15 protein-coding genes are annotated in these 22,823 nt (G+C 65.2%); 11 read left to right on the top strand and 4 right to left on the bottom strand.

Annotated features, from left to right (window positions below):
* Positions 1 to 13: 13 nt before the first annotated feature.
* A complete protein-coding gene (locus M9952_02465) occupies positions 14 to 1,879 on the bottom strand; it encodes an ABC transporter ATP-binding protein/permease (protein ID MCO5311783.1) in 1,866 nt (621 codons plus the stop codon).
* Positions 1,880 to 2,042: 163 nt separating this feature from the next.
* Between M9952_02465 and M9952_02460 the strand changes: the two genes are divergently transcribed.
* Both M9952_02460 and M9952_02455 read left to right on the top strand, forming a co-directional pair.
* Positions 2,043 to 2,435, top strand: coding sequence for a MarR family transcriptional regulator (locus tag M9952_02460; protein ID MCO5311782.1), 393 nt, complete (start codon positions 2,043 to 2,045; stop codon positions 2,433 to 2,435).
* 97 nt (positions 2,436 to 2,532) lie between these two features.
* A complete protein-coding gene (locus tag M9952_02455) occupies positions 2,533 to 2,970 on the top strand; it encodes a hypothetical protein (GenBank protein ID MCO5311781.1) in 438 nt (145 codons plus the stop codon).
* A gap of 61 nt (positions 2,971 to 3,031) precedes the next feature.
* Here the strand turns inward: M9952_02455 and M9952_02450 are convergent, their stop codons facing one another.
* Positions 3,032 to 4,798, bottom strand: a complete 1,767-nt coding sequence (locus M9952_02450) for a right-handed parallel beta-helix repeat-containing protein (GenBank protein ID MCO5311780.1) — start codon at positions 4,796 to 4,798, stop codon at positions 3,032 to 3,034.
* 300 nt (positions 4,799 to 5,098) lie between these two features.
* On the opposite strand from M9952_02450, the gene M9952_02445 reads away from it, so the two are divergent.
* From M9952_02445 to M9952_02425, 5 genes are all read left to right on the top strand, one after another.
* Positions 5,099 to 7,585, top strand: coding sequence for a DNA topoisomerase IV subunit A (locus M9952_02445; GenBank protein ID MCO5311779.1), 2,487 nt, complete (start codon positions 5,099 to 5,101; stop codon positions 7,583 to 7,585).
* Between the two features lie 56 nt (positions 7,586 to 7,641).
* Positions 7,642 to 9,687, top strand: a complete 2,046-nt coding sequence (locus M9952_02440) for an ATP-binding protein (GenBank protein MCO5311778.1) — start codon at positions 7,642 to 7,644, stop codon at positions 9,685 to 9,687.
* A 108-nt stretch (positions 9,688 to 9,795) separates the two neighbouring features.
* Positions 9,796 to 11,004: an L-2-hydroxyglutarate oxidase gene (gene lhgO, locus M9952_02435; GenBank protein ID MCO5311777.1), complete on the top strand. Its 1,209-nt coding sequence runs from the start codon at positions 9,796 to 9,798 to the stop codon at positions 11,002 to 11,004.
* 16 nt (positions 11,005 to 11,020) lie between these two features.
* The gene (locus M9952_02430) at positions 11,021 to 11,770 is read left to right on the top strand and encodes a type I pantothenate kinase (GenBank protein ID MCO5311776.1); all 750 of its coding nucleotides are present in this window, start codon (positions 11,021 to 11,023) and stop codon (positions 11,768 to 11,770) included.
* A gap of 330 nt (positions 11,771 to 12,100) precedes the next feature.
* On the top strand, positions 12,101 to 12,976 hold the full coding sequence (locus M9952_02425; protein ID MCO5311775.1) for a hypothetical protein: 876 nt from the start codon (positions 12,101 to 12,103) through the stop codon (positions 12,974 to 12,976).
* 244 nt (positions 12,977 to 13,220) lie between these two features.
* On the opposite strand, the gene M9952_02420 is transcribed toward M9952_02425, so the two are convergent.
* Positions 13,221 to 13,565: a hypothetical protein gene (locus M9952_02420; protein MCO5311774.1), complete on the bottom strand. Its 345-nt coding sequence runs from the start codon at positions 13,563 to 13,565 to the stop codon at positions 13,221 to 13,223.
* A gap of 239 nt (positions 13,566 to 13,804) precedes the next feature.
* On the opposite strand from M9952_02420, the gene M9952_02415 reads away from it, so the two are divergent.
* Positions 13,805 to 14,440 (top strand): peroxiredoxin, encoded by a 636-nt coding sequence (locus M9952_02415; GenBank protein ID MCO5311773.1) that lies wholly within the window; start codon positions 13,805 to 13,807, stop codon positions 14,438 to 14,440.
* A 49-nt stretch (positions 14,441 to 14,489) separates the two neighbouring features.
* Here M9952_02415 and M9952_02410 read toward each other — a convergent pair whose 3' ends face one another.
* A complete protein-coding gene (locus tag M9952_02410) occupies positions 14,490 to 18,023 on the bottom strand; it encodes an AAA family ATPase (GenBank protein MCO5311772.1) in 3,534 nt (1,177 codons plus the stop codon).
* 193 nt (positions 18,024 to 18,216) lie between these two features.
* On the opposite strand from M9952_02410, the gene M9952_02405 reads away from it, so the two are divergent.
* The 3 genes from M9952_02405 (at position 18,217) to M9952_02395 (ending at position 22,816) form a co-directional block, all read left to right on the top strand.
* Positions 18,217 to 19,728 carry a glycosyltransferase family 39 protein gene (locus M9952_02405; protein MCO5311771.1) on the top strand — a complete coding sequence of 504 codons (1,512 nt, stop codon included), beginning with the start codon at positions 18,217 to 18,219 and terminating at the stop codon, positions 19,726 to 19,728.
* Between the two features lie 302 nt (positions 19,729 to 20,030).
* Entirely contained in the window at positions 20,031 to 20,453 is a 423-nt protein-coding gene (locus tag M9952_02400; GenBank protein ID MCO5311770.1) for a cyclic nucleotide-binding domain-containing protein, read from the top strand.
* Positions 20,454 to 20,566: 113 nt separating this feature from the next.
* A complete protein-coding gene (locus tag M9952_02395; protein ID MCO5311769.1) occupies positions 20,567 to 22,816 on the top strand; it encodes a heterodisulfide reductase-related iron-sulfur binding cluster in 2,250 nt (749 codons plus the stop codon).
* Positions 22,817 to 22,823 lie beyond the last annotated feature (7 nt).

Raw genomic sequence — 22,823 nt, 5'->3', positions numbered from 1 at the left:
GGTCATGCCGCGATCATGCCGCGGGGACGAGCGGACCCAGGGTCGCGTTGGCGGCGAGGCGCGCATAGGGGCCATCCACACTGAGAAGTTCGGCGTGGGTGCCGGACTCCACCACCTCCCCCGCTTCGAGCACGTAGATCCGGTCGGCATCGCGCACCGTGGACAGGCGGTGCGCGATCACGACCGAGGTACGCCCCGAGAGTGCGTCGTCGAGCGCCGCTTGGACCTCGGCCTCGACGTTGTTGTCGAGGTGTGCGGTCGCCTCGTCCAACACGACGACCGCAGGGTCCTTCAACAGCACCCGGGCGATGGAGATGCGCTGCTTCTCGCCGCCGCTGAGACGATGGCCGCGGTCACCCACCACGGTGTCGAGCCCCGCGGGCATCGCCTCGACCACGTCCCAGATCCGTGCCGCACGCAGCGCCGTCTCCAGCTCGGCGTTCGTCGCATCGGGCTTCGCGTAGCGAAGGTTGGCGGCCAACGTGTCGTGGAAGAGGTGTACGTCCTGGGCGACCATCGCCACCGCCGATCGGATGTCGCGTTGGGTGAGGTCGCGAAGGTCGATGCCGCCGAGCCGGACCGCACCGTCGGTCGGATCGTAGAGCCGGGTGAGGAGTTGAGCGATCGTCGACTTTCCCGCGCCGCTCGTACCGACCAGCGCGATGCGTTCACCCGCACCGGCGCGAATCGTGACGCCGCGCAGCACCTCCTCGTTTCGCGTCGACTCGAGGACCGCGACCCCCTCCAACGAGGCGAGCGACACCTCGGCCGCGGTCGGATAGCGGAAGCGCACCTCGTCGAGTTCGACGCTGAGCCCGCCGGCGGTGTCGAGCGTGCGCGGCACTTCCGGGTCCACGATGCTGGGCTTCAGGTCCAGCACCTCGAAGACCCGCTCGAAGCTCACCAACGTGGTCATGACGTCGACCTGCAGATTCGACAGTGAGGTCAACGGTCCATAGAGCCGCTGGACATACGCAGTGAGCGCGACGAGCGTGCCGATTCCGAGCGACCCGCCGATGGCCAACCACCCTCCGACGCCGTACAACATGACCGTGGCGATCGATGCCAACAGCCCGAGCGCCACCATCAGCACCCGCGAATACATCGCTCCGGCAACACCGATGTCGGCGACGCGTTCGGCGCGCTCGGCAAACAGCCGGTGTTCACGCTCCGGTGACCCGAAGAGTTTGGCGGTGAGCGCACCCGACACCCCGAAGCGCTCGGTCATCAGATGCCCCAGTTGCCCGTTGAGGTCGTGGCTCTCCCGCTTGATCGCCCCGAGCCGCTTACCCGCCCACCGTGCCGGGAGAATGAACAGCGGCAATAGCACCATGGCCAGGACGGTGATCTGCCAGCTCAGCACCGCCATCGCCGCCAGGGTCGCGACCACGCTGAAGACGTTGCCGACGACGTTGGACAGCATCGAGGTGAAGGCCTGCTGCGCGCCGAGCACGTCGGTGTTGAGTCGGCTGACGAGTGCCCCGGTCTGTGCCCTCGAGAAGAATCCGATCGGCATCGTCTGGACGTGGTCGAATACCCGCGTTCGCAGGTCGACGATGATCTGTTCGCCGAGGCGGGCGGAGTACCAGCGTTGCACGAGGCTGAGCGCGGCACTGACGAGCGCGACCACGCCGAGCAACGTGGCGAACCACACCACGAGGTCGCGTCGCGCCGGGATGATGGCGTCGTCCACGATCGCCTTGTAGACGAGTGGTGTCGCGGCGCCGAGGATCGCGTCGATGACGACCAAGACCGCAAAGATCGTGATCGTTCGGCGATGGGGACGGGCGAACGCAACGATGCGACGGGTCGTACCCGGGGCCAGCCGGTGGGCGATGACGGAGCGATCCGCACTGAATGAGGAGGTTCCTGGTCGCATACTTTCACTCCCTTCCGGCGAGGTCCGCCGACTCGTTCAGCCAGGTCGTGCCAGGCGACGTGGCCAGCGTATGGAGAGGTAACCTCACTACCTGCCCGCGTATTCCCGACCGGCCGGAGCCCCCGTGTCACGACGTGCCGAAACCATCGACCTGCTCACACAGGTGTCACGTACGGTCCGGGGCCGAACCCGCGTCGCCTTGGCCCCGCTCGACCTCTCGCCAGCGACAGCCCGAGCCCTGCGTACTCTCGGCCGCCGAGACGGGCCGACACGGATGAGCGACCTCGCCGACGCCCTCCAGATCGGGCGGCGCAGCACCACCGATGTCGTCGAGCTCCTGGTGGCGCGCGGGTTCCTCGCTCGAACCCCCGACCCCCACGACGGACGCGCCACGGTGGTGTCGCTGACCGCGGCCGGCGAGGCCGTACTCCGACGTATGGAGTCGCAGCGTCGGCGCATCGCGACCGAAGTCGCCGCCCCACTCGACGACGCGGAGATCGCACAGTTGCACCGGTTGCTCGCCAAGCTGATCGACGGGCATCGCGCGGGCCACTGACCGGTGGTGAACGTCTCTTTCGCGAAAAAGCTCAAGTTCGACCAGAACCGGCCGACGGGGGACGCGAATCGTCTCGTTCCCCGGGGGTGTCGTCGTCATGTTGAACACGAAGCACAAGCGCAGTTCAGGCCGCGACGGTGCGACGGTCGAAGAGTTGATCGCAACAAACGTCATCCTCGGCGGTTGGGTGCTGTTGCTCATCAGCGAAGGTGCGAATCCGTGGGTCATCGCGTTCTTCGTCGTGGCTGGTCTCCTGGTCGACCTTGCGGCGACCGGTGCCATCACCACGGTGCAACGCCACGACAACGTGTTGGTCCTGCGCCGAGCCAACCGCCTCCGACCGGTGCGGGTCACCTTGCAGCCGGGCCAGTCGGTCACCTTCGAACCCGCCGCCGAAATCGGACCGCACAGTCGTCGCTGCGGCGGAACCGCCGTGTATGTGGACGACCGGTTGGTGACGGTGATCGATGCCGGACGCGACGGGTACCTCGTGCGAGGGCGCGCGGTCGACGCACCGGACCTGGTCGCCGCATAGCGCCGCAGACCTCGCGTTCGCCGCGCCGGGCCGCCGACGGTCACGGCCGGGGCGACAAGCCCTACCCTTCGTAGGTGACCCGGCCGTCGGCCCCGTCTCCGGGCAGGACCGTCGACCACGTCGCGTCGGGAACCGGCCGATACCACGGGTGATCGAACACGAACACCAGCGCCTGGTCGGTCCCGTTCGCCGACGGGTAGGCGTTGGCCTCCATGACCACCTGCGGCGCGCCACCGCCGAACCCGGAGCGATACCAGTCGGGTGGGTCGATATCGCGATAGTCGTCGTAGATCAGGACGCTACGAGCCTGTTTGTCAAAGACGTTGCCGCGAACGACGACATCGCGGGACCCGCCGATTCTGAGCGCACCCGCCGAACGGTCCGACCCGTCCCCGGCATTGCCGGTGATGGAATTCGACTCGATCAACGCCGAACGCGAGACCTCAACGTAGAGCCCGGCTCCCGCATTGTCGGCAAAGACATTGCCGACAATCGAGGCGTTGTCGCTGTGGAGGTCGAACCACAAACCGTGTGCTGCGTTGTCGCTGAAACTGTTGCCGCGCCACACCGAGTTCTCCACTCGGGTGACCTTCACCCCCGCGATCCGGCAGTAGTCGCCACAACCGAATGGCCCGTCACCCGTCCAGTTGAACGACCGTGTGTTGTTGCCGTCGAAGCGCGACCGCTCGACCAACAGGCCGGACAGGTCGACCGACGGGTCCCACTCGTCCGCTCCGTTGCGGATCGGGTTCTCCCCCCGCTCGTAGACCGTCATGGCCGATGCACCGTTGTTCGAAGCGTCGACACCGATGAGCTGTGCCCCCTCGAGCAGATCCGTACCGCGCGACACCGCAATGCCGGTCGCCGCACTTTCGGTGACCGATACGTCGATGAGCGACACGCCGGGGCCGTTGAGTTCGAGGGTCGCCCGGGTGTCGGCGAGGCAGGGCGAGTATCTCGCGAAGCTCAGTCCGATCAGCGTGACGTTGCGGGCGTAGTCGCCGACCTTGAGAGCGAACCGTTTCGTCGTGAACTCCGCCACCGGCGCAACATCAACCTCTTGGGGTAGTGCAACCGTGACCGTGCCCGGGGATTCGACGGTGTAGGTGCCACCGGCTGGCCCATGATGCTCTCGCAGATTTCCCAGCGTTCGGGTGTAGGCCGTATCGCCGACGAAAAGCTGATGTGGGTCGAGCGCCGGATGCCACAGGGTCTGGCCGACCACCGTCGTGAACACGTCCTGGTCGAACGATGCCGGGTGCCGGTCGACAAAGCACATGGCGTCGACGGCATCCACCTCCGCGCCGTGCCCCACCCACGTCGTGGCGTCGAGCTTCGCCAGCGACAGTCGCTGTGTGCCGACGAACCGCGGTGAATTCGCGGGAGCGTTCGCGATCGTCAGGTTGCTCACCTCGATCGCGATCTCGCCCTCCCGATAGCCGTCGGCATGCTCCCACACGCGGATGAGTTTCGAGTCGTCCCTCGGCACCCCCCGTTGCGGGGTCAGCGCGGCAACCGCCTCGCTCAACGAGTGAAAGTTGGTGCCGCTCACCGGACGGCTCGGGTCGACCGTCCTCACGTGGGCGAAGCCGGCATCGTCAAGCGGGGCCGCGACGCTGGGATGCACCGCCCCCGGCCCCGGATCGACAGCAACCTCCCCAGGCACGGGCTCCTCGTCCGACAGCGGCTCCGCCCGAGGACTCGGAACCGTCCTCAAACCCGGGGCGCCCAGCGCAACGTCCGCATCGGCCGCCGAACCCGGAGCGTTCCGCCACACGATGCTCGCGATGATGCCGGCCAGCACGACCACCACGGCGCATCCGATCACTCGGCGTTCCGGCCGGCGCGGACGACGACCGATTTCACCTCGCTGCTCCGGCGGCCCCGTAGCCTCGCCGTGCCCATGGTTCGCCGACCGATCCCCGCCCACCGGCACAGGCTACCCTCGCTTCGGTTCGACGAGCCTGCGGCGTAGATCGACCGGCCGCTGTCCGCGAGCGGTTCCGCGAGAGCCTCTAGACTCGTCGACGAACGTGCGTTCTGCCCGCGTCGCAGGCGGTGCTGCCTTCGCCCCCGCGAGGCCCCAACACGCACCCGTTGTGGTGCCCCCCATCAGCTGGAGACCTTCATGCCCCCTCAAGGCGATCTGTTCGAGTCGAACTTCGCACGCGAAATCGTCGAGATACCCGTCCAACAGGAGATGAGCGAGAGCTTCCTCGCCTATTCCCTGTCGGTGATCACCTCCCGCGCCATCCCCGATGTTCGCGACGGGCTCAAGCCGGTGCAACGCCGCATCCTGTACTCCATGCAGTCGATGGGCCTGCGCCCCGACCGGCCCCACCGCAAGTGCGCCGGTGTCGTCGGCGACACGATGGGCAAGTACCACCCCCATGGGGACGGGTCGATCTACGACGCACTCACCCGCATGGGGCAGGACTTCAGCCGCAATATCCGCCTCGTCGACCCCCACGGCAACTTCGGCACCCTCGACGATCCGCCTGCCGCGTACCGCTACACCGAGTGCCGGCTATCCCCAGCCGCGATGGAGATGCTCGACGAAATCGATGAGGACACGGTCGAGTTCCGCCCCACCTTCGACGGGGAGCGCGACGAACCCATCTACATGCCGGCGCGGCTGCCCAACCTGTTGGTCAACGGCACCACGGGCATCGCGGTCGGCATGGCGACGAACATGGCGCCACACAACCTCAGCGAGGTGTACGAGGCGATCAAGTTGGTCATGACCCAACGTCGACCCAAACCGACCGTCGAAGATCTCATGGCGGTTCTGCCCGGACCGGACCTCCCCTCGGGGGGCATCATCATCGACGACTCGATCGCCGAGGCCTATGCGACCGGACGCGGATCGTTTCGCATGCGAGCCACCGCCGAGATCGTGAACCTCACCAAGTCGCGCCAAGGCATCGTCGTCACCGAATTGCCCTACATGGTCGGCCCCGAGCGCATCGTCGGACGCATCCAGGACCTCGTCAACGCCGGCAAGCTCAACGGCGTCTCGGCGGTCAAGAACCTCCAGGACCGCCGTACGGGGATGAACATCACCATCGAATGCAAGCCGGGGGTCAACGCCAAGGCCGTGCTGACCGAGCTCTACAAGCTCACCCCGATGGAGGAGAGCTTCGGCATCAACAACGTCGTGTTGGTCAACGGCGTCCCCACCACGGTCGGGATCTGGGACCTGTGCAACTACTACGCCGAGCATCGCCTCGACGTCGTTCGCCGACGCACCGCCCACCGGCTGCAGAAGGCACAGGACCGGCTGCACATCCTCGAGGGTCTCCTCATCGCGCTCGACGCCATCGACCTGGTCATTTCGATCATCCGCTCGAGCCAGGACGTACCCGAGGCCCGGGCGCGGCTCCAACAGGAGCTTTCCCTCAGCGAGATCCAGGCCAACCACATCCTCGACATGCAGCTTCGGCGCCTCACGGCCCTCGAGAAGCTCAAGCTCGAAGAAGAGGTTGCGGCGTTGCGCGACCAGATCGCCGAGTACGAAAAGATCCTCGCCTCAGAGCAGCGCCAGCGAACCATCGTGTTGAAGGAACTCGAGGAGATGGTCGAGCGCTACGGGGCCCCGCGCCGCAGCCGCATCATCCGCCCCGACCAGATCGACGACGTCTCGATCGAGTCGATGATCGAAGCCCCCGAGGGTCTCGTCGATGAGCCGTGCCGAATCACCCTGTCGGCCTCCGGCATCGTCGGCCGCGAACCGGCTGGGGGTCCGAAGCAGTCGACGTTCGGCCGCCACGACGTCCTGCGAACACGGGTCGAAACCCGAACGACCGGCAAGGTGATCAGCATCACGAACACGGGTCGGGTCCTGGTGTCACCCGCCGCGGCGATCCCCGAAATCACCGGCCGGTCGCGCGGGGTGACTCAATCCGAAGCCTTCACCACCCAAAAGGGCGAGTCCATCGTCGGGCTGGTGGCCGGGCCCGCACCGAGCGCGGCAACGGCCACCGGCGACGACCTTGCGGGCAACGACGAGCCGACGCCGAGTTCCGACCCCTGGATGATCGTGACCGCCAATGGCGTCGTGAAGCGCATCGCGGCCAAGGAGATCACCTCCACCGCCAGCACGCGCACGATCGTGAACCTCAAGAGCGGCGACACCGTCGTCGCCATGTTTCCCGCACCGGATGACGCCGAGGTCGTGCTGGTCAGCTCGAATGCCCAAGCCCTTCGGATTTCGGCATCGACAGTGACGGTACAAGGCCGTGGTGCCGGCGGCGTCGCAGGGATGAAGCTCTCCGAGGGTGCCGCCGTCATCGCCGCCGCGGTCGTCGGGTCGGACGCGATCGTGTTGACGCACACCGACGCCATGACCGCCAAGGTGACCGACGCTGCGGAGGTTCCGCTCAAGGGGCGAGGCACCGCCGGGGTGCGCCTCACGAAGTTCCGCGACGAGCGCAGGGTCGACTTCGCCTACGTCGGTCCCGACGCCGCCGGCCTCAGCGTGATCGTCGGCACCGAGGACAACCCCTCAAAACCCGACCCCAACCCCGAATCATTGACCATCGCTCCGAGCGCCCGCGACCTCATCAGTCGACCGGTTTCGCGTCGCATCCTCGACGTCGGGTTCGGGCGATGGTGACCCGTCCTCGACACATCGCCCACCTTCACTCGACCAACCCTCAGAACTGACTTCTCATGGCCGATACCTCCCCCCAGGCATACGACGAACACTCCATCCAAGTCCTCGAAGGGCTCGACGCGGTGCGTAAGCGCCCCGGCATGTACATCGGCGGCACCGGACCCGAAGGCCTGCATCACCTCGTCTGGGAAATCGTCGACAATGCCGTCGATGAGGCCGCTGCCGGCCATTGCAACCTCATAGAAGTCACCCTGCACAAGGACCGCTCCGTCGAGGTCTCCGACAATGGGCGAGGTATCCCCACCGGGCTCAAGGACGGCAAGCGCACCGCGCTCGAATACGTCTTCACCGAGCTTCACGCCGGTGGAAAGTTCGGGGCCGGCGCGTACGCCGCGTCCGGGGGTCTGCACGGCGTCGGCGCCTCGGTCGTCAACGCGCTGTCCACGAAGGTCACCGTCGAAGTCGACCGTGACGGACTCACCCAACGGCTCGGATTCAAGGACCGCAAGCCAGGACATTTCGGACCGAATGGCGGGTTCAAGGCCACCTCGAAGCTCGAGCAGGTCAAGAAGATCCCCGCCAAACGCACCGGCACGCGGGTTCGTTTCTGGCCCGATTTCGAGGTCTTCGACCCGGGCCTCACGATCGAATACGAACTCGTGCGCGAACACGTCGCCCAAGTGTGTTTCCTCGTGCCCGGACTCAAGGTACGTCTCATCGACAAGCGCGGCAGCGAGCCGCGCGAACCGGAGGAGTTCATCGCCAAGGGCGGCTTGGCCGACTTCGTGGAGTTGCTGAGCATCGGCGAAGCCGTCTCCGAGATCGTCACCATCTTCGGCACCAGCACGTTCACCGAGAAGGTGCCGGTCGAGGGCAAGATGACCGAGGTGACGCGGCCGTGCCAGGTCGACATCGCCTTTCGCTGGGTGAAGGGCTACGAGACCAAGCTCGTCAGCTTCGTCAACACGATCCCCACGGCGGAAGGCGGCACCCACGTGGCCGGGTTCGAGCGGGCGATGAACAAGGTCGCGAACGACGTGTTGCTGGCGACCACCAAGAAGCTCGCGAAGCTGGCGAAACAAGGCAAGGACCGCGCCGAGAAGACCGACGTCCAAGAAGGTCTGGTCGCCGCGGTGAAGGTCACCTTTCCCGAGCCCCAGTTCAAAGGTCAGACCAAAGGCGAACTCGGCACCCCGCCCGTGCAGTCGATCGTCTATGAGGCCGTCAAAGACGGGTTCACCAACTGGATCGAGAGCGGCGGGCGAAAGACCCACGTCAACGCCGTGCGCGACAAGATCGCGCAGGCCGTACTCAACCGCGTGGCGACGAAACAGAACCTCGACGCCAAGCGCAAGGCCGCCAACCTCTCCTCGACCGGCATGCCCGACAAGCTCGCCGATTGCCGCACCCACGGCATCGGCTCAGAACTCCTCATCGTCGAGGGCGACTCGGCCGCCGGGCCGGCCAAGGCTGGCCGCAACTCCGAGTACATGGCCGTGCTGCCATTGCGCGGCAAAGTGGTCAACGCCGGAAAGTCGACGCTCAAGCAGGTCATCGAAAATGCCGAGGCTCAGGCGCTCATCACCGCGATCGGCGCGGGTTCGGGTCGCGAATTCAATATCGACGATGCCCGCTACGGCCGCATCATCATCCTGTGCGATGCCGACGTCGACGGCAGCCACATCCGCTGTCTGTTGTTGACGCTGATCTATCACTACATGCGTCCGATGCTCGAGGACGGCCGGGTGTTCGCCGCTCAGCCGCCGCTGTACACCGTCAAGGTCGGCGACCAGAAATACCACGCCTACTCCGACGACGAGAAGGACGCGCTCACCGCGGAACTCTGCAAGGGCAACCGTCGCGCCGAGAACCTGCAATGGGTGCGCTTCAAGGGGCTCGGCGAGATGGACGTGGAGGAACTCGCCGAGTCCTGCCTCGACGTCGAAACGCGCATCCTACGGCGCATCACGATGGACGATGCCGCCGAGGCGCTGCGCGTTGCCGAAGTGTTCGACACCCTCATGGGTTCCGACGTCGCCCGTCGCCGCCAGTTCCTGCTCGAGAACAGCTCACTCATCGACCTCGAAGCGCTCGACGTGTAACGCGGGGTCCCCGCATCGCTTCGGTCACACAACGTCGCGGTTTTCCCAACCACCGCTAGCGTGAAAGCCGCTCAGTTCCCCGCCTTCCCATCCGGAGTATTCCCCACCATGACCGCCACGTCCACGGACCTCGACCTCGTCGTCATCGGCGCCGGCATCGTCGGCCTGGCCTCCGCCCGCGCCGTTCAACAGCTTCGCCCGGACACGCGGGTCACGGTCATCGAAAAGGAATCCAAGGCTGCCGCGCATCAGACCGGCCGAAACTCGGGCGTGATCCACTCGGGCATCTACTACCCGCCGGGTTCGAACAAGGCCGCCATGGTCAAGAGCGGCCGCGAGTTGCTGTTCGCATTCCTTGACGAGCACTCCATTCCGGTCGACGTGTGCGGCAAAGTGATCGTGGCCACCGCGACCGACCAACTCGACAAGCTCGACGCGCTCCACCAGCGGGGCCTGGAACACGGCCTGAACATCTCGACGATGACCCGCGCCCAGCTTCGCGAACGCGAACCTCACTGCGAAGGGCTCTCGGCGCTGCTGGTGCCCGAAGCTGGCATCACCGACTACAAGGCGATGTGTAACGCGCTGGTCGAGGAGATCCGGGCCGCCGGAGGCGAGGTGCTCTTCGACACCCCTGCGACCGCCATCACCGAGTCCGCCGACCAGGTGACGGTGCGCACCGACAGCCGCGTCGTCACCGCTCGGACGATGATCAACTGTTCGGGCCTGCAATCCGACAAGGTCGCCCAGCTCGCCGGACGCGATACCCGAGCCCGGATCATGCCGTTCCGCGGCGAGTACTACGAACTCACCCCGCAGTCGCGCAGTCTCGTCCGACACCTCATCTATCCGGTTCCCGACCCACGCTTTCCCTTCCTCGGAGTACATTTCACCCGCATGATCGACGGCGAGATTCATGCGGGCCCCAACGCCGTGATCGCGCTGGCACGCGAGGGCTACACGTGGGGCGTCGCAGATTTCGACGACATCAAGGAGATGGCGTTCGATAAAGGCAGTTGGGTGCTGGCAAAAAAGTACTGGAAGACCGGCATGGGCGAGATGTACCGCTCGTTGAGCAAGTCCGCGTTCGTCCACGCGCTGCAGGGTCTCGTTCCCGAGGTGACCGCGGCCGACCTGATCAAGAGCAAGGCCGGAATCCGCGCCCAGGCCATCCGACCTGATGGAACCCTTGTCGACGATTTCGAGTTCGCCGATGGCCCTCGGTCGGTCCACGTTGTGAACGCTCCGAGCCCGGCGGCGACGGCAAGCCTCGCCATCGCCCACGACATCGCTCAGCGGTGGTCGAAGATCACCTGACCATTAGGGCGGGCCGATGACCGAACCTGTTGTGGAGCTCATCGACCTGGTCGCCGCTCGGTCCGAGGCACGCGGCCGCCGCCCCGATCTCGTCGGCGTGACAGGTTCGGTCGCCGTCGGGAAATCGTCGATGGCCGCCGAGCTCGCAGCCGCACTTCAAGCTCGATACCGCCTCACCGTCGAGGTCGTGTCGACCGACGGATTCCTCCTCCCCAACGCGACGCTCGAACCGCTCGGACGGGCCTTTCACAAGGGCTTCCCCGACACCTACGACACCGCGGGGCTCATCGACTTTCTCGAGACGATCCGGTCCGGCGCCGAAGCGACCTTTCCGCTGTATGACCACATTCGCTACGACCTGTCGGCGGAACGCGGACGCATCGAGAACCCCGACATCGTCATCGTCGAAGGGCTGAACCTGTTTGGGTCGAGTGCGGTCGCCGGAGACCGTCGAGTCGCGGAGTGCCTTGACGAACGCATCTACGTCGACGCCGACACTTCAGTCGTCGCCACATGGTTCGTCGACCGGTTCATGAAGTTCCGCGTCCAGGCGGCATCCAACCCGGACAGCTTCTATTCGATGTTCGTGGACATGAGCGATTCAGATGCCGTAGCGACTGCCGAGCTCGTGTGGGACGAGATCAACGGTGTCAATCTTCGTAAGCACATCGCCCCCGCTCGATCAGAGGCCACGATCATCGTGACCAAGGCGGATGATCACTCGATCGAGTCGATCGAGATCGCCGAGCTCGGCTTCCCCATCTGAGCGCCTGGCCGAAAACACGACGAAGGCCCGGGGGGATGGGCCTTCGTCGTTGCGTCAGCTATCGCTTTCGCTCGTTCTCGACGATCGGAGGGGGGGGAGATGGTCGAGAACGTTCGATGGCCCGTAGGCCAGTACTCTCGACAGTTGCGCCGAGAGGGCGAGCGAACCGGGGGGATGGTCCGCTTCGCAACGCCACTCACCATAGCTTCGCTCACTCCAGTTAGCATCCGATTTGGCGTCGTTATGGCGCTTTTCACACATTGCCGATGCCGACTGTCGCCCGACCCCGTAAACTCATCGGTCCATACAGGCGGCTCCCAAGGCGGTGACGTGACCATGTTCCGGCGTTTGAGCACGACGCGATCCGGTATCACGGGGGCCACCGCGCGCGGGTTGTCGATCCTGGTGTTCGTGGGCCTGTCGACGCTGGCGGTGAGCTGCAGCGAGGTGTCGGAAGCATCCAGCTTCCCGGAACCCGATCGAGCGACCGACTTGTTCGAGATCACCCGCCCGAACCGTGAGATCACCACCCTGCGCGCTGTCGACGAGCGTTCGATTCTCGTGGAGGCCACCGACGCAAGATCGACGGGGTCGAACGCCCGAAGCGTGTTCGCGTGGAACAACGCCATGGCCGGTTCCTCCCAGTGGTCGTGCGCCACCGTTCGCCACGAGGGTGGTGGCACCCAGGAAGGGGTGGCGTTGCGCATCCGCACCGATGACGCTCGGGTACGAGCCATCACCGTGACCAAGAACATCATGTTCGGGGCGACGTGGGTCTACAACGTTCACCTCTGGGACACCGCTCGCCGCGGCGCGGTGCCCGCGACGCTGCTGACCTCGGTGGATCTCCGTCGCCGATTCGGCCCCGTCGACTCCGTCGATACCCCCCGACGGCTGTGTGCGGCGGTCGAGGGCAACGAGTTGCGTTTCAAGGCCTGGCGTGCGTCGCGCCCGGAACCCGACTGGAACGATTCGACATCGACCGAGACCGTCATTCTGCCGAAGGCCGCGAACTTCGAAGGTGTCCCCGGGTGGTACATCGGCCACCTACCCGACGGCGCGCTCGCAACCTATGAGGACGTGATTGTCGGTTACGACACTGCGTGGCGCCGACAGAGCACCACCTCAACGACGGCACCCGGCCCGACCTTGCCCGTTCCCGCCTTGTCCAACCCGCTGGAGCCGTTCGGCGGCAGGCCGGCCTGATACCGCTGGCCGAACCGGACGAGTTCGCACCGGACGAGTTCGAAAACGCGGCGAAGGCCCCGTGGGGGGACGGGGCCTTCGCACTTTCGCATGTCGCCGTGGGGTCCCGGCACGAAAAGGGGGGAGGATTCGTGGGGCCGCGGCGATTGCAAGCGCCGACAGGGGGGTGTCAGCGTCGTCCCGGAGCCATCAGGGGGGATGTGGCTCCGGGCCCGTTCACCCGTAGGGAACGGTGACTTTGGACCTACGCCGACTTCTTGGCGGCGGTAGCGGTCGTGCCCTTGCGAGCGGCCGGGGTGTGACGATCGAGCACCTTGTCGGTGATCGGCGCCGCAGCCTTGGCCAGCGAGAGGGCGATGTCCTTGTTCACGTCGATGACCGACTTGGCGAACTTGTACTGGTTGTCGATGACTTCCTTCGGCGTCGGAATCTGGTCGGCGTAGGGCACGGCCGGAATGTTCGGGACCTTGCCGATGACGAAGTCGACGACGGTGGTCACGCCGGTGGTGATGGGTTCCTTCACCAGAGCGATCGTGTCGACGACCTGGGTCTGGACGGTGGTGATCTTCTCAAGGACTGGAGTAGCCATGATGTTTCCTTTCGGCCGAGGGAGCCGCTGGGGGGAGTGCGACTCAAGGCTTGATAGTGCTAACTGTAGCAAGCAACCGCTTCGACTGCAAGCAAATGCTTGCAATTGTTTGCAGCGGCATCCGTCACACCGCCTTGCCCTGTCGATCTTTTGACCGGTCCAGCTAAACCCGACTAGTTTGGTCGGGAATTGGGAATCATCCGATCCCCACACAAACGAAGCAACAAGTGAGGCATTACATGACCGTTCGACTTGGCGACGAGGCCCCGGATTTCACCGCCGAAACCACAGAAGGCACCATCAACTTCCGCGAGTGGAAGGGTGACAGCTGGGCCATCTTGTTCTCCCACCCGAAGGACTTCACACCGGTTTGCACCACCGAACTCGGCACCGTCGCCCGGCTCAAGCCGGAATTCGACAAGCGCAACGTGAAGGCGATCGGGCTCTCGGTCGACGAGCTCACCAACCACCACGGTTGGGCCGACGACATCGAGGAAACCCAGGGCACCCGTCCGAATTACCCGATCATCGCCGACACCGACCGCAAGGTGTCCGACCTGTACGACATGATCCACCCCAACGCCGACAACACCTTGACCGTCCGGTCGGTCTACATCATCGGTGGCGACAACAAGGTGAAGCTCATTCTCACCTACCCCGCATCAACTGGGCGCAACTTCGACGAGATCCTGCGGGTGATCGACTCCCTGCAACTCACGTCGAAGCACTCGGTCGCCACCCCGGCGGACTGGAAACAAGGCGACGAGGTCATCATTGGCTCCACGGTCAGCGATGACGACGCCAAGGAGAAGTTCCCCGAAGGCTGGCGCGCGGAGAAGCCCTATCTTCGCTACGTCGCCCAGCCCCAGGGCTGAGGTTCGCACCTCACCAGCGATTCACCCGATGCCCGTCGTCTTCGTGTCATTACGACATGGGGGCGGCGGGCATTGTCGCGACCGCTGTGAGAAACACCCGCGTCCAACCCGACGGCTCGATCCCGATGGCGTCCCAGTGCTCGGCGGCCAACGCCTCCCAACGAGGCGCATCGAGATGGCCGACCGCACGGCCGATCGTGGCCTTCGCCAACGCGACGGTCGCCTGAGACACGACGTCGTCGGTAGCGCGCACAACCGACTCAGCGAACGCGAGATTGCCGAGCCAACCCTCGCCGCGACCCAGCGCCACCGCCACATGCAACAAGGCGCGATCGGTATAGGTCACCGGTTCGTCCGAAGCCAACAGCGCCGCAACGGCGTCGTGTTCGCCACGGACTGCCGCCAGCAACGCCGGCGCACTCAGTGCATATCCGTTACGAACGACGCTCGGCGCCTGACCTGATTCGCCTAGCTCGCGTTCACACAGCGCCGCAAACTCGATCGCTCTGTCCAACGATCCTCGCTGCAACGAGGCAAGGATCGCGGCGTTGTACAACTCGACCGGCGCTGGGTTCTCGGCACCTTCAACAGCCGAAAGGATGTCGTCGAAGAGTCGGTCGCCATCTGTCGAGCCTCCGCCGAGATGCACCAGTGTTGCGAGCACACCGGCGGTGACCATCAGCGGCTGACCGATCCACCCCGAATGCTCGCTCCCGCTATCGAGGCGCTCGAGGGCAGCAAGGCTTTCGGTCACCCGACCGCTCGCAGCGAGTGCCCGGGCGTGCAGCGCCGTGGTCTGACGGACCCACGACATGTCGTGCATCTGTTCGAACAGTTTCAACGCGTCGGCGGTGCGCTTGGCCGACGCAGCGGACTGGCCTTCCCACAGATCGGTCGCGCCGACGACGACGAGCGACATCGCCTGACCCCAGCGATCTCCCCGCCGTTTCGCCGCGTCGAACGAGTCGCGAGCGAGCGTGTTCGCCTCGGCAAAGCGCCCCTGGTAATAGCGAACGTACGCCAACAATCCGTCGCACCATGCGGTCCCCGTCGGGTCTCCAAGTTCAGCAAACACCTGATAGGCGTCGGCGAGCCGGTCTTCTGCCACCGCCGTTCGACCGGTGATGAATCCGATCCACGCCAGATTCTGCAGCGCCCATGCCTGCCCCCGACGATCGCCAAGCTGGCGAAACGCAACCAGCGACTCGTTGAGCGGCCCTTCAGCCTCGCGGGCGTTACCGACAACGAGCAAGGCCATCCCTTTTCGGCGAAGGGCGACGGCCCGTCCGCGCTCGTCACCGATGTCACGGAACCGTTCGATGGCCCGGTCGAACCAAACGTGTGCCTCCTCGACGCGGTTGCTGCGCGCATCGACCGCTCCGCGAAGCAACTCCGCAGCGGCCCGTCCGGCCTCATCTCCGAGACGGTCGGCCAGATCGAGTGCCGCGGCGGCGTCGTGTTGCGCGCCATCGTTGTCCCACAATTCGCACCGAGCGGTGCCTCGCCCCGTCGTGAACCTCAGTAGGTCGGCAGCGCGATCGACCGCCGCCGCCAGTTCGATCCCCTGCTCGTTCAGCGTCGCCGCCGCAACCCAGGAGTCACCGTCGGCCGCTCGCCGAGCCGCCTCGCCGATCCACTGGATCGCCGCCGCGATGAGTTCGCGATCCGGCGCAGTCGGGTCGAGTTCGAGGGTGAGGCGCGCCGCCTCACCGTAGTGGCGGGCCAACAGGTCGACCGCAGCGGTGTCGGGGACCCCGGGGCGACGCTCGCCGATGTACTCGGCAATGCCGCGATGTCGACGCATACGTTCGCTCTTTGTCAGCCGCGAGTACGCGACCTCACGCAGGAGATCGCTGCGGAACCTCCACACACCCGACTCGGCGACCAGGATGTCCTTCAACGACAGGGTGGCGATCAACGGGTCGACGTCGGCGCGACCCCGAATCGTTTGCCCGAGTTCTCGGAGCGCGGCCACCGGGCCTTCCGGCCCCCATACCGAGGCGTCGGCCAACACGCCCTGCTCATCAGCGGTGAGGTCGTCGATTCTCGCCCCGATGAGCCCCCGCAAAGTGTCGGGGAGTTCGTCGAGATCGAGTGTGGCCGAAGCGTGCTCTCGTCCGCCGATGAGCGTCGCCAACTCCTCGAGATAGAGAGGATTCCCGCCGCTGCGGTCGATCAGCATGTCGCGCACGGCCTGGGGCGAGCCGGCACCCAGTATCGAGTCGAGCAACTGTTCGGAGGCCTGCCTCGGCAGGGCACCCAGATTGAGAACCAGTGTGTTGTGACGTCCCGTCGCCGGCGACCAACGCTCGGTCAGCGCCCGTCGTCCGGTCGCGACGAACACGAGTGGGCGACGAGCCATCCGCACCATCATCTCGTCGACCAACTCGATCACCACCTGTTCGGCCCAGTGAAGGTCGGCCAACCGCATGAGCACCGGTCGAACACGCAACGTCGCTTCGAGGAAGGCCAAAAATCCCGATGCGGGATCGCGGCGTTGCCGGGTCGACTCCGCCAGTCGATCGGGGTCGCGCGAGCGAGACGGGTCGTCGTATCCCAGCAGAAGCAACAGGCGCGCCGTCACGTCTGCGACCGCATCGGGCTCCATCACCTCTCGGACCGCGGCGGTGCACTTGGAACGGGCGACGTCGACCGAATCGGACAATTCGACCGAGCACGCGTCGCGCAGAACCTCCGCGATCGGCCACCACGGGTTCGACTCACCGTAGGGAACGCAGCGACCGCTGAACATCACCGTCGTCGGCTCGATTCCCAACATGATCGGCGCCAATTCTTCGACAAGGCGGGTCTTTCCGACGCCTGCCTCCCCGATGATCACCAACGACTGGGCTCGCCGGTTGCGCATGGACAACTCGCCGAGGTTGCGCAACAGCGTCACTTCCGCGTCCCGGCCGACGATCGGAATGTGTCGCCGCGACCGGTGCCCGGGAGGAACGAGCGCCTCCTTCGCCGCCCACACGTCGACCGCACCCTCACGCCCACGGATGATCAACGACCCGCGGGACTCGTAGCCGATCACCGCAAGTGTCGCCGCGTGGGTCGCCGGGCCGACCAGCACCTCGCCCGGGTTGGCCGAGGTCTCGAGTCGCGATGCGGTGTTCACCACGTCACCCATCGCGGTGTAGTCACCGCCGGCTCGCAGCGCGCCGACCAGCACCTCGCCGGTGTTCACACCGATGCGCATCCGTATGTCAACCTCCACCTCAGCGGAGTAGGCAGCGAGCGTCTCGTGCATGCGAAGTGCGGCGCGCACCGCCCGTTCGGCGTCGTCCTCGTGTGCAACCGGAGCGCCGAACAGCGCCACGACGGCGTCGCCGATGATCTTGTCGACCCGACCACCGAAATCGTGGATGTCTTGCACCAGGCGTTCAAACGCGTGATCGACGATGCCCTTCAGCCGTTCCGGGTCGAGGTGTTCCGACAGGGTCGTGAACCCGACCAGGTCGGCAAATACGACGGTGACGACGCGACGTTCGTCGGCCGGGACCCGCAACGGTCCACCGCAGAATGCGCAGAACCGAGCGTCATGGAAATTCTCGGATCCGCAGGTCCCACACTTCACAGGACCATCCTACGAACGAACCCGTGCCGGTCGGTACACTTGTCCCCCACGACACATGGCCCCCGCTCCGCGTGGCCGTTCGGGCAAGCAGCGCCGCAACCGCGGCACGGCTCGCGGCGCCTCGCGAGCCCAGCGACACCGAGGAGAGGATTCGATCGTGGTGTGGTGGCGACGTCCAGCACTGTGGGCTGCAATGAGTGCGATCGCCGTACTCATCGGCAACCTCCGAGGTATCGCCGTCGGCGACGACGGGGTCGGGTATCAGGCGATCGCCGATTCGCTCCTCGCCGGCGAGGGCCTCGGCTACTTCCTTGAGCGCCCGCTCACCATCTGGCCTCCCGGATGGCCGGCGCTCATGGCGGCGGTCGCAAAGGTGACGCCCCTCGACACCGTTCAAGCTGCGGTGCTGTTGAACATGATCACCGCGGCGGTCGTGGTGCTGTTGATGCATGCAATCCTCAGCCGGCTCACACGTCACGAGTTGCCTCGCTTCGCCGGCATGGCCGTCACCGCCGTCGGCGCGTCGTCGATGATCTTCGGTCATCTCCTCATGACCGACTTCGCGTTCGCCGCGATCACACTGGGACTGTTCCTGGTGATGTTTCGCTATCGCGACACCGGGTCATTCGTGTGGCTCGCCGCGGCTGCAGCCCTGGTGTGGGCCGGTTTCCTGACCCGCTACGCCGGAGTCGTACATATCGGCACGGTGGGCCTCTGGGTCCTGGCTGATCGCCGTGCAGCATTGTCGAAGCGGGTCGTCCATGGCATCGGGTTCGGTGTGGCCGCGGCGGTGTTGCCCGCTGCGTGGGTTGCCCGAAACATCGACGCCGACGGCACCACGCTCGGCGAGCGGTACTCCAGCGCCCGAGGCCTCATCCACAACATCTATGACACCGCGGCGACGATCGGGAACTTCCTGTCCCCAGCGATCGAAAGCGAGCGGCGCGGACTCTGGATCCTCGTTGGCGCGGCCGGATCTGCGGTCGTCGTGGCGATGCTGTGGCGTGCGGTTCGCGCCGACACGCGCTTTCGTTCAGCACGCGGCCTCCTCGATGTCGTCGCCTCTCCGGTGGGACTGGTCGCCCTCCACGTTGCCGTATACGCCGCGTACATGCTCTATGCGCGCACGACGACCGGGCTCAATCAACTCGACTTTCGTCTACTGAATCCGATCTATCTCCCACTCGTCATCTGCGCCCTGGTCGTCGCCGATCGCTTGCTGGCGTTGCCGGACACGCCCGAGAACTCCCTGTGGAGCCGCGCGGCGCGGTACTGCGTTGTTGCTTGGGCGGTGCTCAATGTCGTCGTCGGCATCGGCATGGTCGGCTTCTTCACGACCGACCCGGCGCTGTTCCCCGGCAACTACGAGCGCGACGAGTTCGAGGTGGTTCGCGAGTCGCCGGCACTCGACGCGATTCCCGCTGACTGTCCGACGGTGTCGAACCTCCCCAATGCTCTGTACGGCTCCGGGGTCGACGCCAGATGGTCGTGGCGACATACGGGCCTCGAGTCGAACGACGTCGTCGACGACCTCGATCAACTGATCGCCGGAACCGAGGCCGGAACCCGCTACTGCCTGGTATGGATCTCCCTCGACCCGACCTACGGTCACCTAGTGACCCTCGACGAACTCGGCGATCTCGTGACGCTTCGACCGCTCGCGTCCGGAACGCACGTGGACGTCTACGAAGTCACCGCTCGCTGAGTTCGAACGCAGAGATAGAAACTGCCACGTCCGTCGGCCCGGCTTGCGAGCGAACCCGGTGAGTGTTCCGGAGACGTCGTGGGTCTCAACAGATCAATCATCCGAAGGTTCGCGGGAGGTGTCGACGAACGTGGCAGTTTCCGATCATCAGCGCTTCAACCCAACCCCCTTTTCGGCTTTTCGAATCGCTGCGCTGACCTGGAACTCAGTATGCCCACGCCCCACGATCCTGTCAACCCAAGAGATGGAAACTATCTGCATTTTAGATAGCTCGCCGAGACCCATGAGCTAAGCTGACGGGCGTGTCACGTTTCGATTACCTCGAACCGCTTCGGAACATCCGACTTTTCCACGGGTGTTCCGACAAGGAACTCGAACAGGTCGCCCGCCTCAGCGACGAGGTCGACATCGCCGAGGGTCACCGCATCGTCGAACAGGGCGATTCGGCCCGGGAGGCGTTCGTGATCCTGGAGGGAACCGCCACGGTGGTGCTCGACAACCGAGCCATCGCCGAACTCTCGGTCGGTGACCACTTCGGCGAGCTCGCGCTCCTCGACGGCGGCACCCGAACGGCCAACGTCGATGCAGCCACCCCGATGCGTCTGCTGGTGATCCATCGACCTGCGTTCATGGGCCTGCTCGACGAACAGCCGGGCATTGCTCGCAAGATCATGGCGACGCTCGCCGGCATCATCAGAGATCTCGAACACCCGCCGGGGGGCTGACCCGCGCCCGTCGCCGGCCCCCCGGATCACGGAGCCGCGGTTAGGCGGCCCTATCACATTGTCGAGGCCGATCGTTTTCGGTTACTGAGGTTCCACCGAGTACCTTGGCCGGTATGACTGCGTCTGGAACCACCGACACCGCAGCCGAGAAGCGCTTCCGGCCCCGCCACATCGCGCTCATCATCGGCTTCGGCCTCGCTGCGATCACCGCGTTGAGCTTCGCGGCCGAAAAGCTGTGGGCCGAGGAGTGGCAACACCAATACCTCGAGGAGAAGAGCCAGACCCGCGAGTTCTTCTTCAACGTCCCCAAGGCGTTCGTCATCGGCTTCTACCTCATCACGATCATCTCGATCGTGTACGGCGCCATCAGTTTCTCGAACCGGATGCGCAACTGGGAGCGCGGCGCACCCGAGTCTCGCAAGACGACCACCAAGAACGTCAAGAAGCGCGCCGAGAAGGTACGCGCCGGGCTCTACATGCAGACGCTGCTGCGCGACCCCGCGGCCGGCATCATGCACTCGCTGATCTATTTCGGCTTCCTCATCTTGTTGGCCATTACCACGATCGGCGAGATCAACCTGCAGGCGCCCGTCGGGCTGAAGTTCCTGCACGGCGGCACCTACAAGGCGTACGCGTTCGTCGCCGATCTGGCGGGCCTCGCCTTCACCGTCGGTGTCATCTGGGCGATCATCCGCCGCTACGTGCAGCGCCCCTACCGCATTCGGATCAAGTCGAAGCCCGAGCACGCGCTCATCCTCGCGACGATGCTCGCCATCGGCGTGACCGGTTTCGGCGCCGAGGTCTTCCGCATCGTCTCCCAGGGCATGCCCAACTACGAGAAGTGGGCCTTCGTCGGCTATCCGATCGCCACGCTCTTCGAGGACGTGTCGTGGGCGCACGGGGCCCATCAGTGGTTCTGGGCCGCGCACATCTTCAGCTTCATCGCCTTCGTCATCATGTTGCCCTCGACGATGCTGCGCCACATCTTCACCTCGCCGATCAACATGTATCTCAGCGAGCGCGACCGTCCCAAGGGCGCCATGAAGGCCATGCCGAACCTCATGGAGACAGAACTGGAGAACTTCGGCGCCTCGGTCGTCGAGGACTTCACGTGGAAGCAACTCCTCGACACCGATAGCTGCACGATGTGTGGCCGCTGCACCTCGGTGTGTCCCGCGCATGCGACGGGCAAGCCCCTCGATCCCCGCGAGATCGTGTTGAAGACCGGTGAGGTCATGGCCGCCACCGGTAACCCGGTCGTCACGCCCCCGCTCGGCACCGTGGCGGAGATCAAGGTCGAGGCGAACTCGCTGTTCGAACGCATCTCGGCCGAGGAGATCTGGGCCTGCACGAGCTGCAAGGCCTGCGACGAGATCTGTCCGGTCAACATCGAGATTCTCGACAAGATCCTCGACATGCGCCGCTACCTGTCGCTGATGGAGTCGAACTTCCCGACCGAGCTCGGCGGCGCGTACCGCAACATGGAGAACTCTGCGAACCCGTGGGGCATGAGCCAAACCGAGCGCGGCGACTGGGCCAAGGGCTTCGAGGGCATCGACATCCTCGACGGCGGCCAACCGCTCGAGAGCGACTACCTCTACTGGGTCGGCTGCGCGGGTTCGTTCGACGACAAGAACAAGAAGGTCACCCAGGCGATGGCGAAGCTCATGCGCCGCGCCGACGTCTCGTTCTCCATCCTCGGACCGGCCGAGAACTGCACGGGCGACCCAGCTCGACGCTCGGGCAACGAGTACATCTTCCAGATGCTCGCCATGCAGAACATCGAAACCCTCGACTCGATGGGGGTGAAGAAGATCATCACCCAGTGCCCTCACTGCTTCAACACGCTGGCCAACGAGTACCCCCAACTCGGCGGCAACTACGAGGTCATCCACCACTCTCAGTTCCTCGAGCAGCTCATCGAAACGGGACAGCTCGACATGACCGATGCCCGCCTCGACGAACGCATCGTCTACCACGACAGCTGCTATCTCGGGCGCCACAACGACGTCTACACCGCCCCCCGCAACGTGTTGGGCTCGCTCAAGGGCATCGAGATCGTCGAAGCCAACCGCAACGGCACCAAGGGCATGTGCTGTGGCGCCGGCGGGGCGCGGATGTTCATGGAAGAGAACGTCGGCAAGATGATCAACGTCGAGCGCAGCCAGGAGCTTTTGGCCACCGGCGCCTCACGAATCGCCACCGCCTGCCCGTTTTGTTACGTAATGATCGACGATGGAGTTAAAGCCGAGGGCGTTGATGACGATCAGATAAAGGTGGCAGACCTTGCCATGCATCTGATCGATGCACTTGAACGTGCAGAAGCGGTGAGTGTCCCTCATGCTGAAACGGCTGAAAACTGAAAAGACC

The sequence above is a fragment of the Microthrixaceae bacterium genome, assembly GCA_023957975.1.
Classification (GTDB): Bacteria; Actinomycetota; Acidimicrobiia; order Acidimicrobiales; family Microtrichaceae; genus JAMLGM01.
This window is presented reverse-complemented; position numbering and strand designations above follow the sequence as displayed.

What these genes read in the sequence shown, in the direction of transcription:
- lhgO (MCO5311777.1), top strand. Translation starts at nt 9,796, where the DNA reads ATGACCGCCACGTCCACGGACCTCGACCTCGTCGTCATCGGCGCCGGC.
- M9952_02440 (MCO5311778.1), top strand. Translation starts at nt 7,642, where the DNA reads ATGGCCGATACCTCCCCCCAGGCATACGACGAACACTCCATCCAAGTC.
- M9952_02405 (MCO5311771.1), top strand. Translation starts at nt 18,217, where the DNA reads ATGAGTGCGATCGCCGTACTCATCGGCAACCTCCGAGGTATCGCCGTC.
- M9952_02455 (MCO5311781.1), top strand. Translation starts at nt 2,533, where the DNA reads ATGTTGAACACGAAGCACAAGCGCAGTTCAGGCCGCGACGGTGCGACG.
- M9952_02395 (MCO5311769.1), top strand. Translation starts at nt 20,567, where the DNA reads ATGACTGCGTCTGGAACCACCGACACCGCAGCCGAGAAGCGCTTCCGG.
- M9952_02415 (MCO5311773.1), top strand. Translation starts at nt 13,805, where the DNA reads ATGACCGTTCGACTTGGCGACGAGGCCCCGGATTTCACCGCCGAAACC.
- M9952_02445 (MCO5311779.1), top strand. Translation starts at nt 5,099, where the DNA reads ATGCCCCCTCAAGGCGATCTGTTCGAGTCGAACTTCGCACGCGAAATC.
- M9952_02465 (MCO5311783.1), bottom strand. Translation starts at nt 1,879, where the DNA reads ATGCGACCAGGAACCTCCTCATTCAGTGCGGATCGCTCCGTCATCGCC.
- M9952_02430 (MCO5311776.1), top strand. Translation starts at nt 11,021, where the DNA reads ATGACCGAACCTGTTGTGGAGCTCATCGACCTGGTCGCCGCTCGGTCC.
- M9952_02420 (MCO5311774.1), bottom strand. Translation starts at nt 13,565, where the DNA reads ATGGCTACTCCAGTCCTTGAGAAGATCACCACCGTCCAGACCCAGGTC.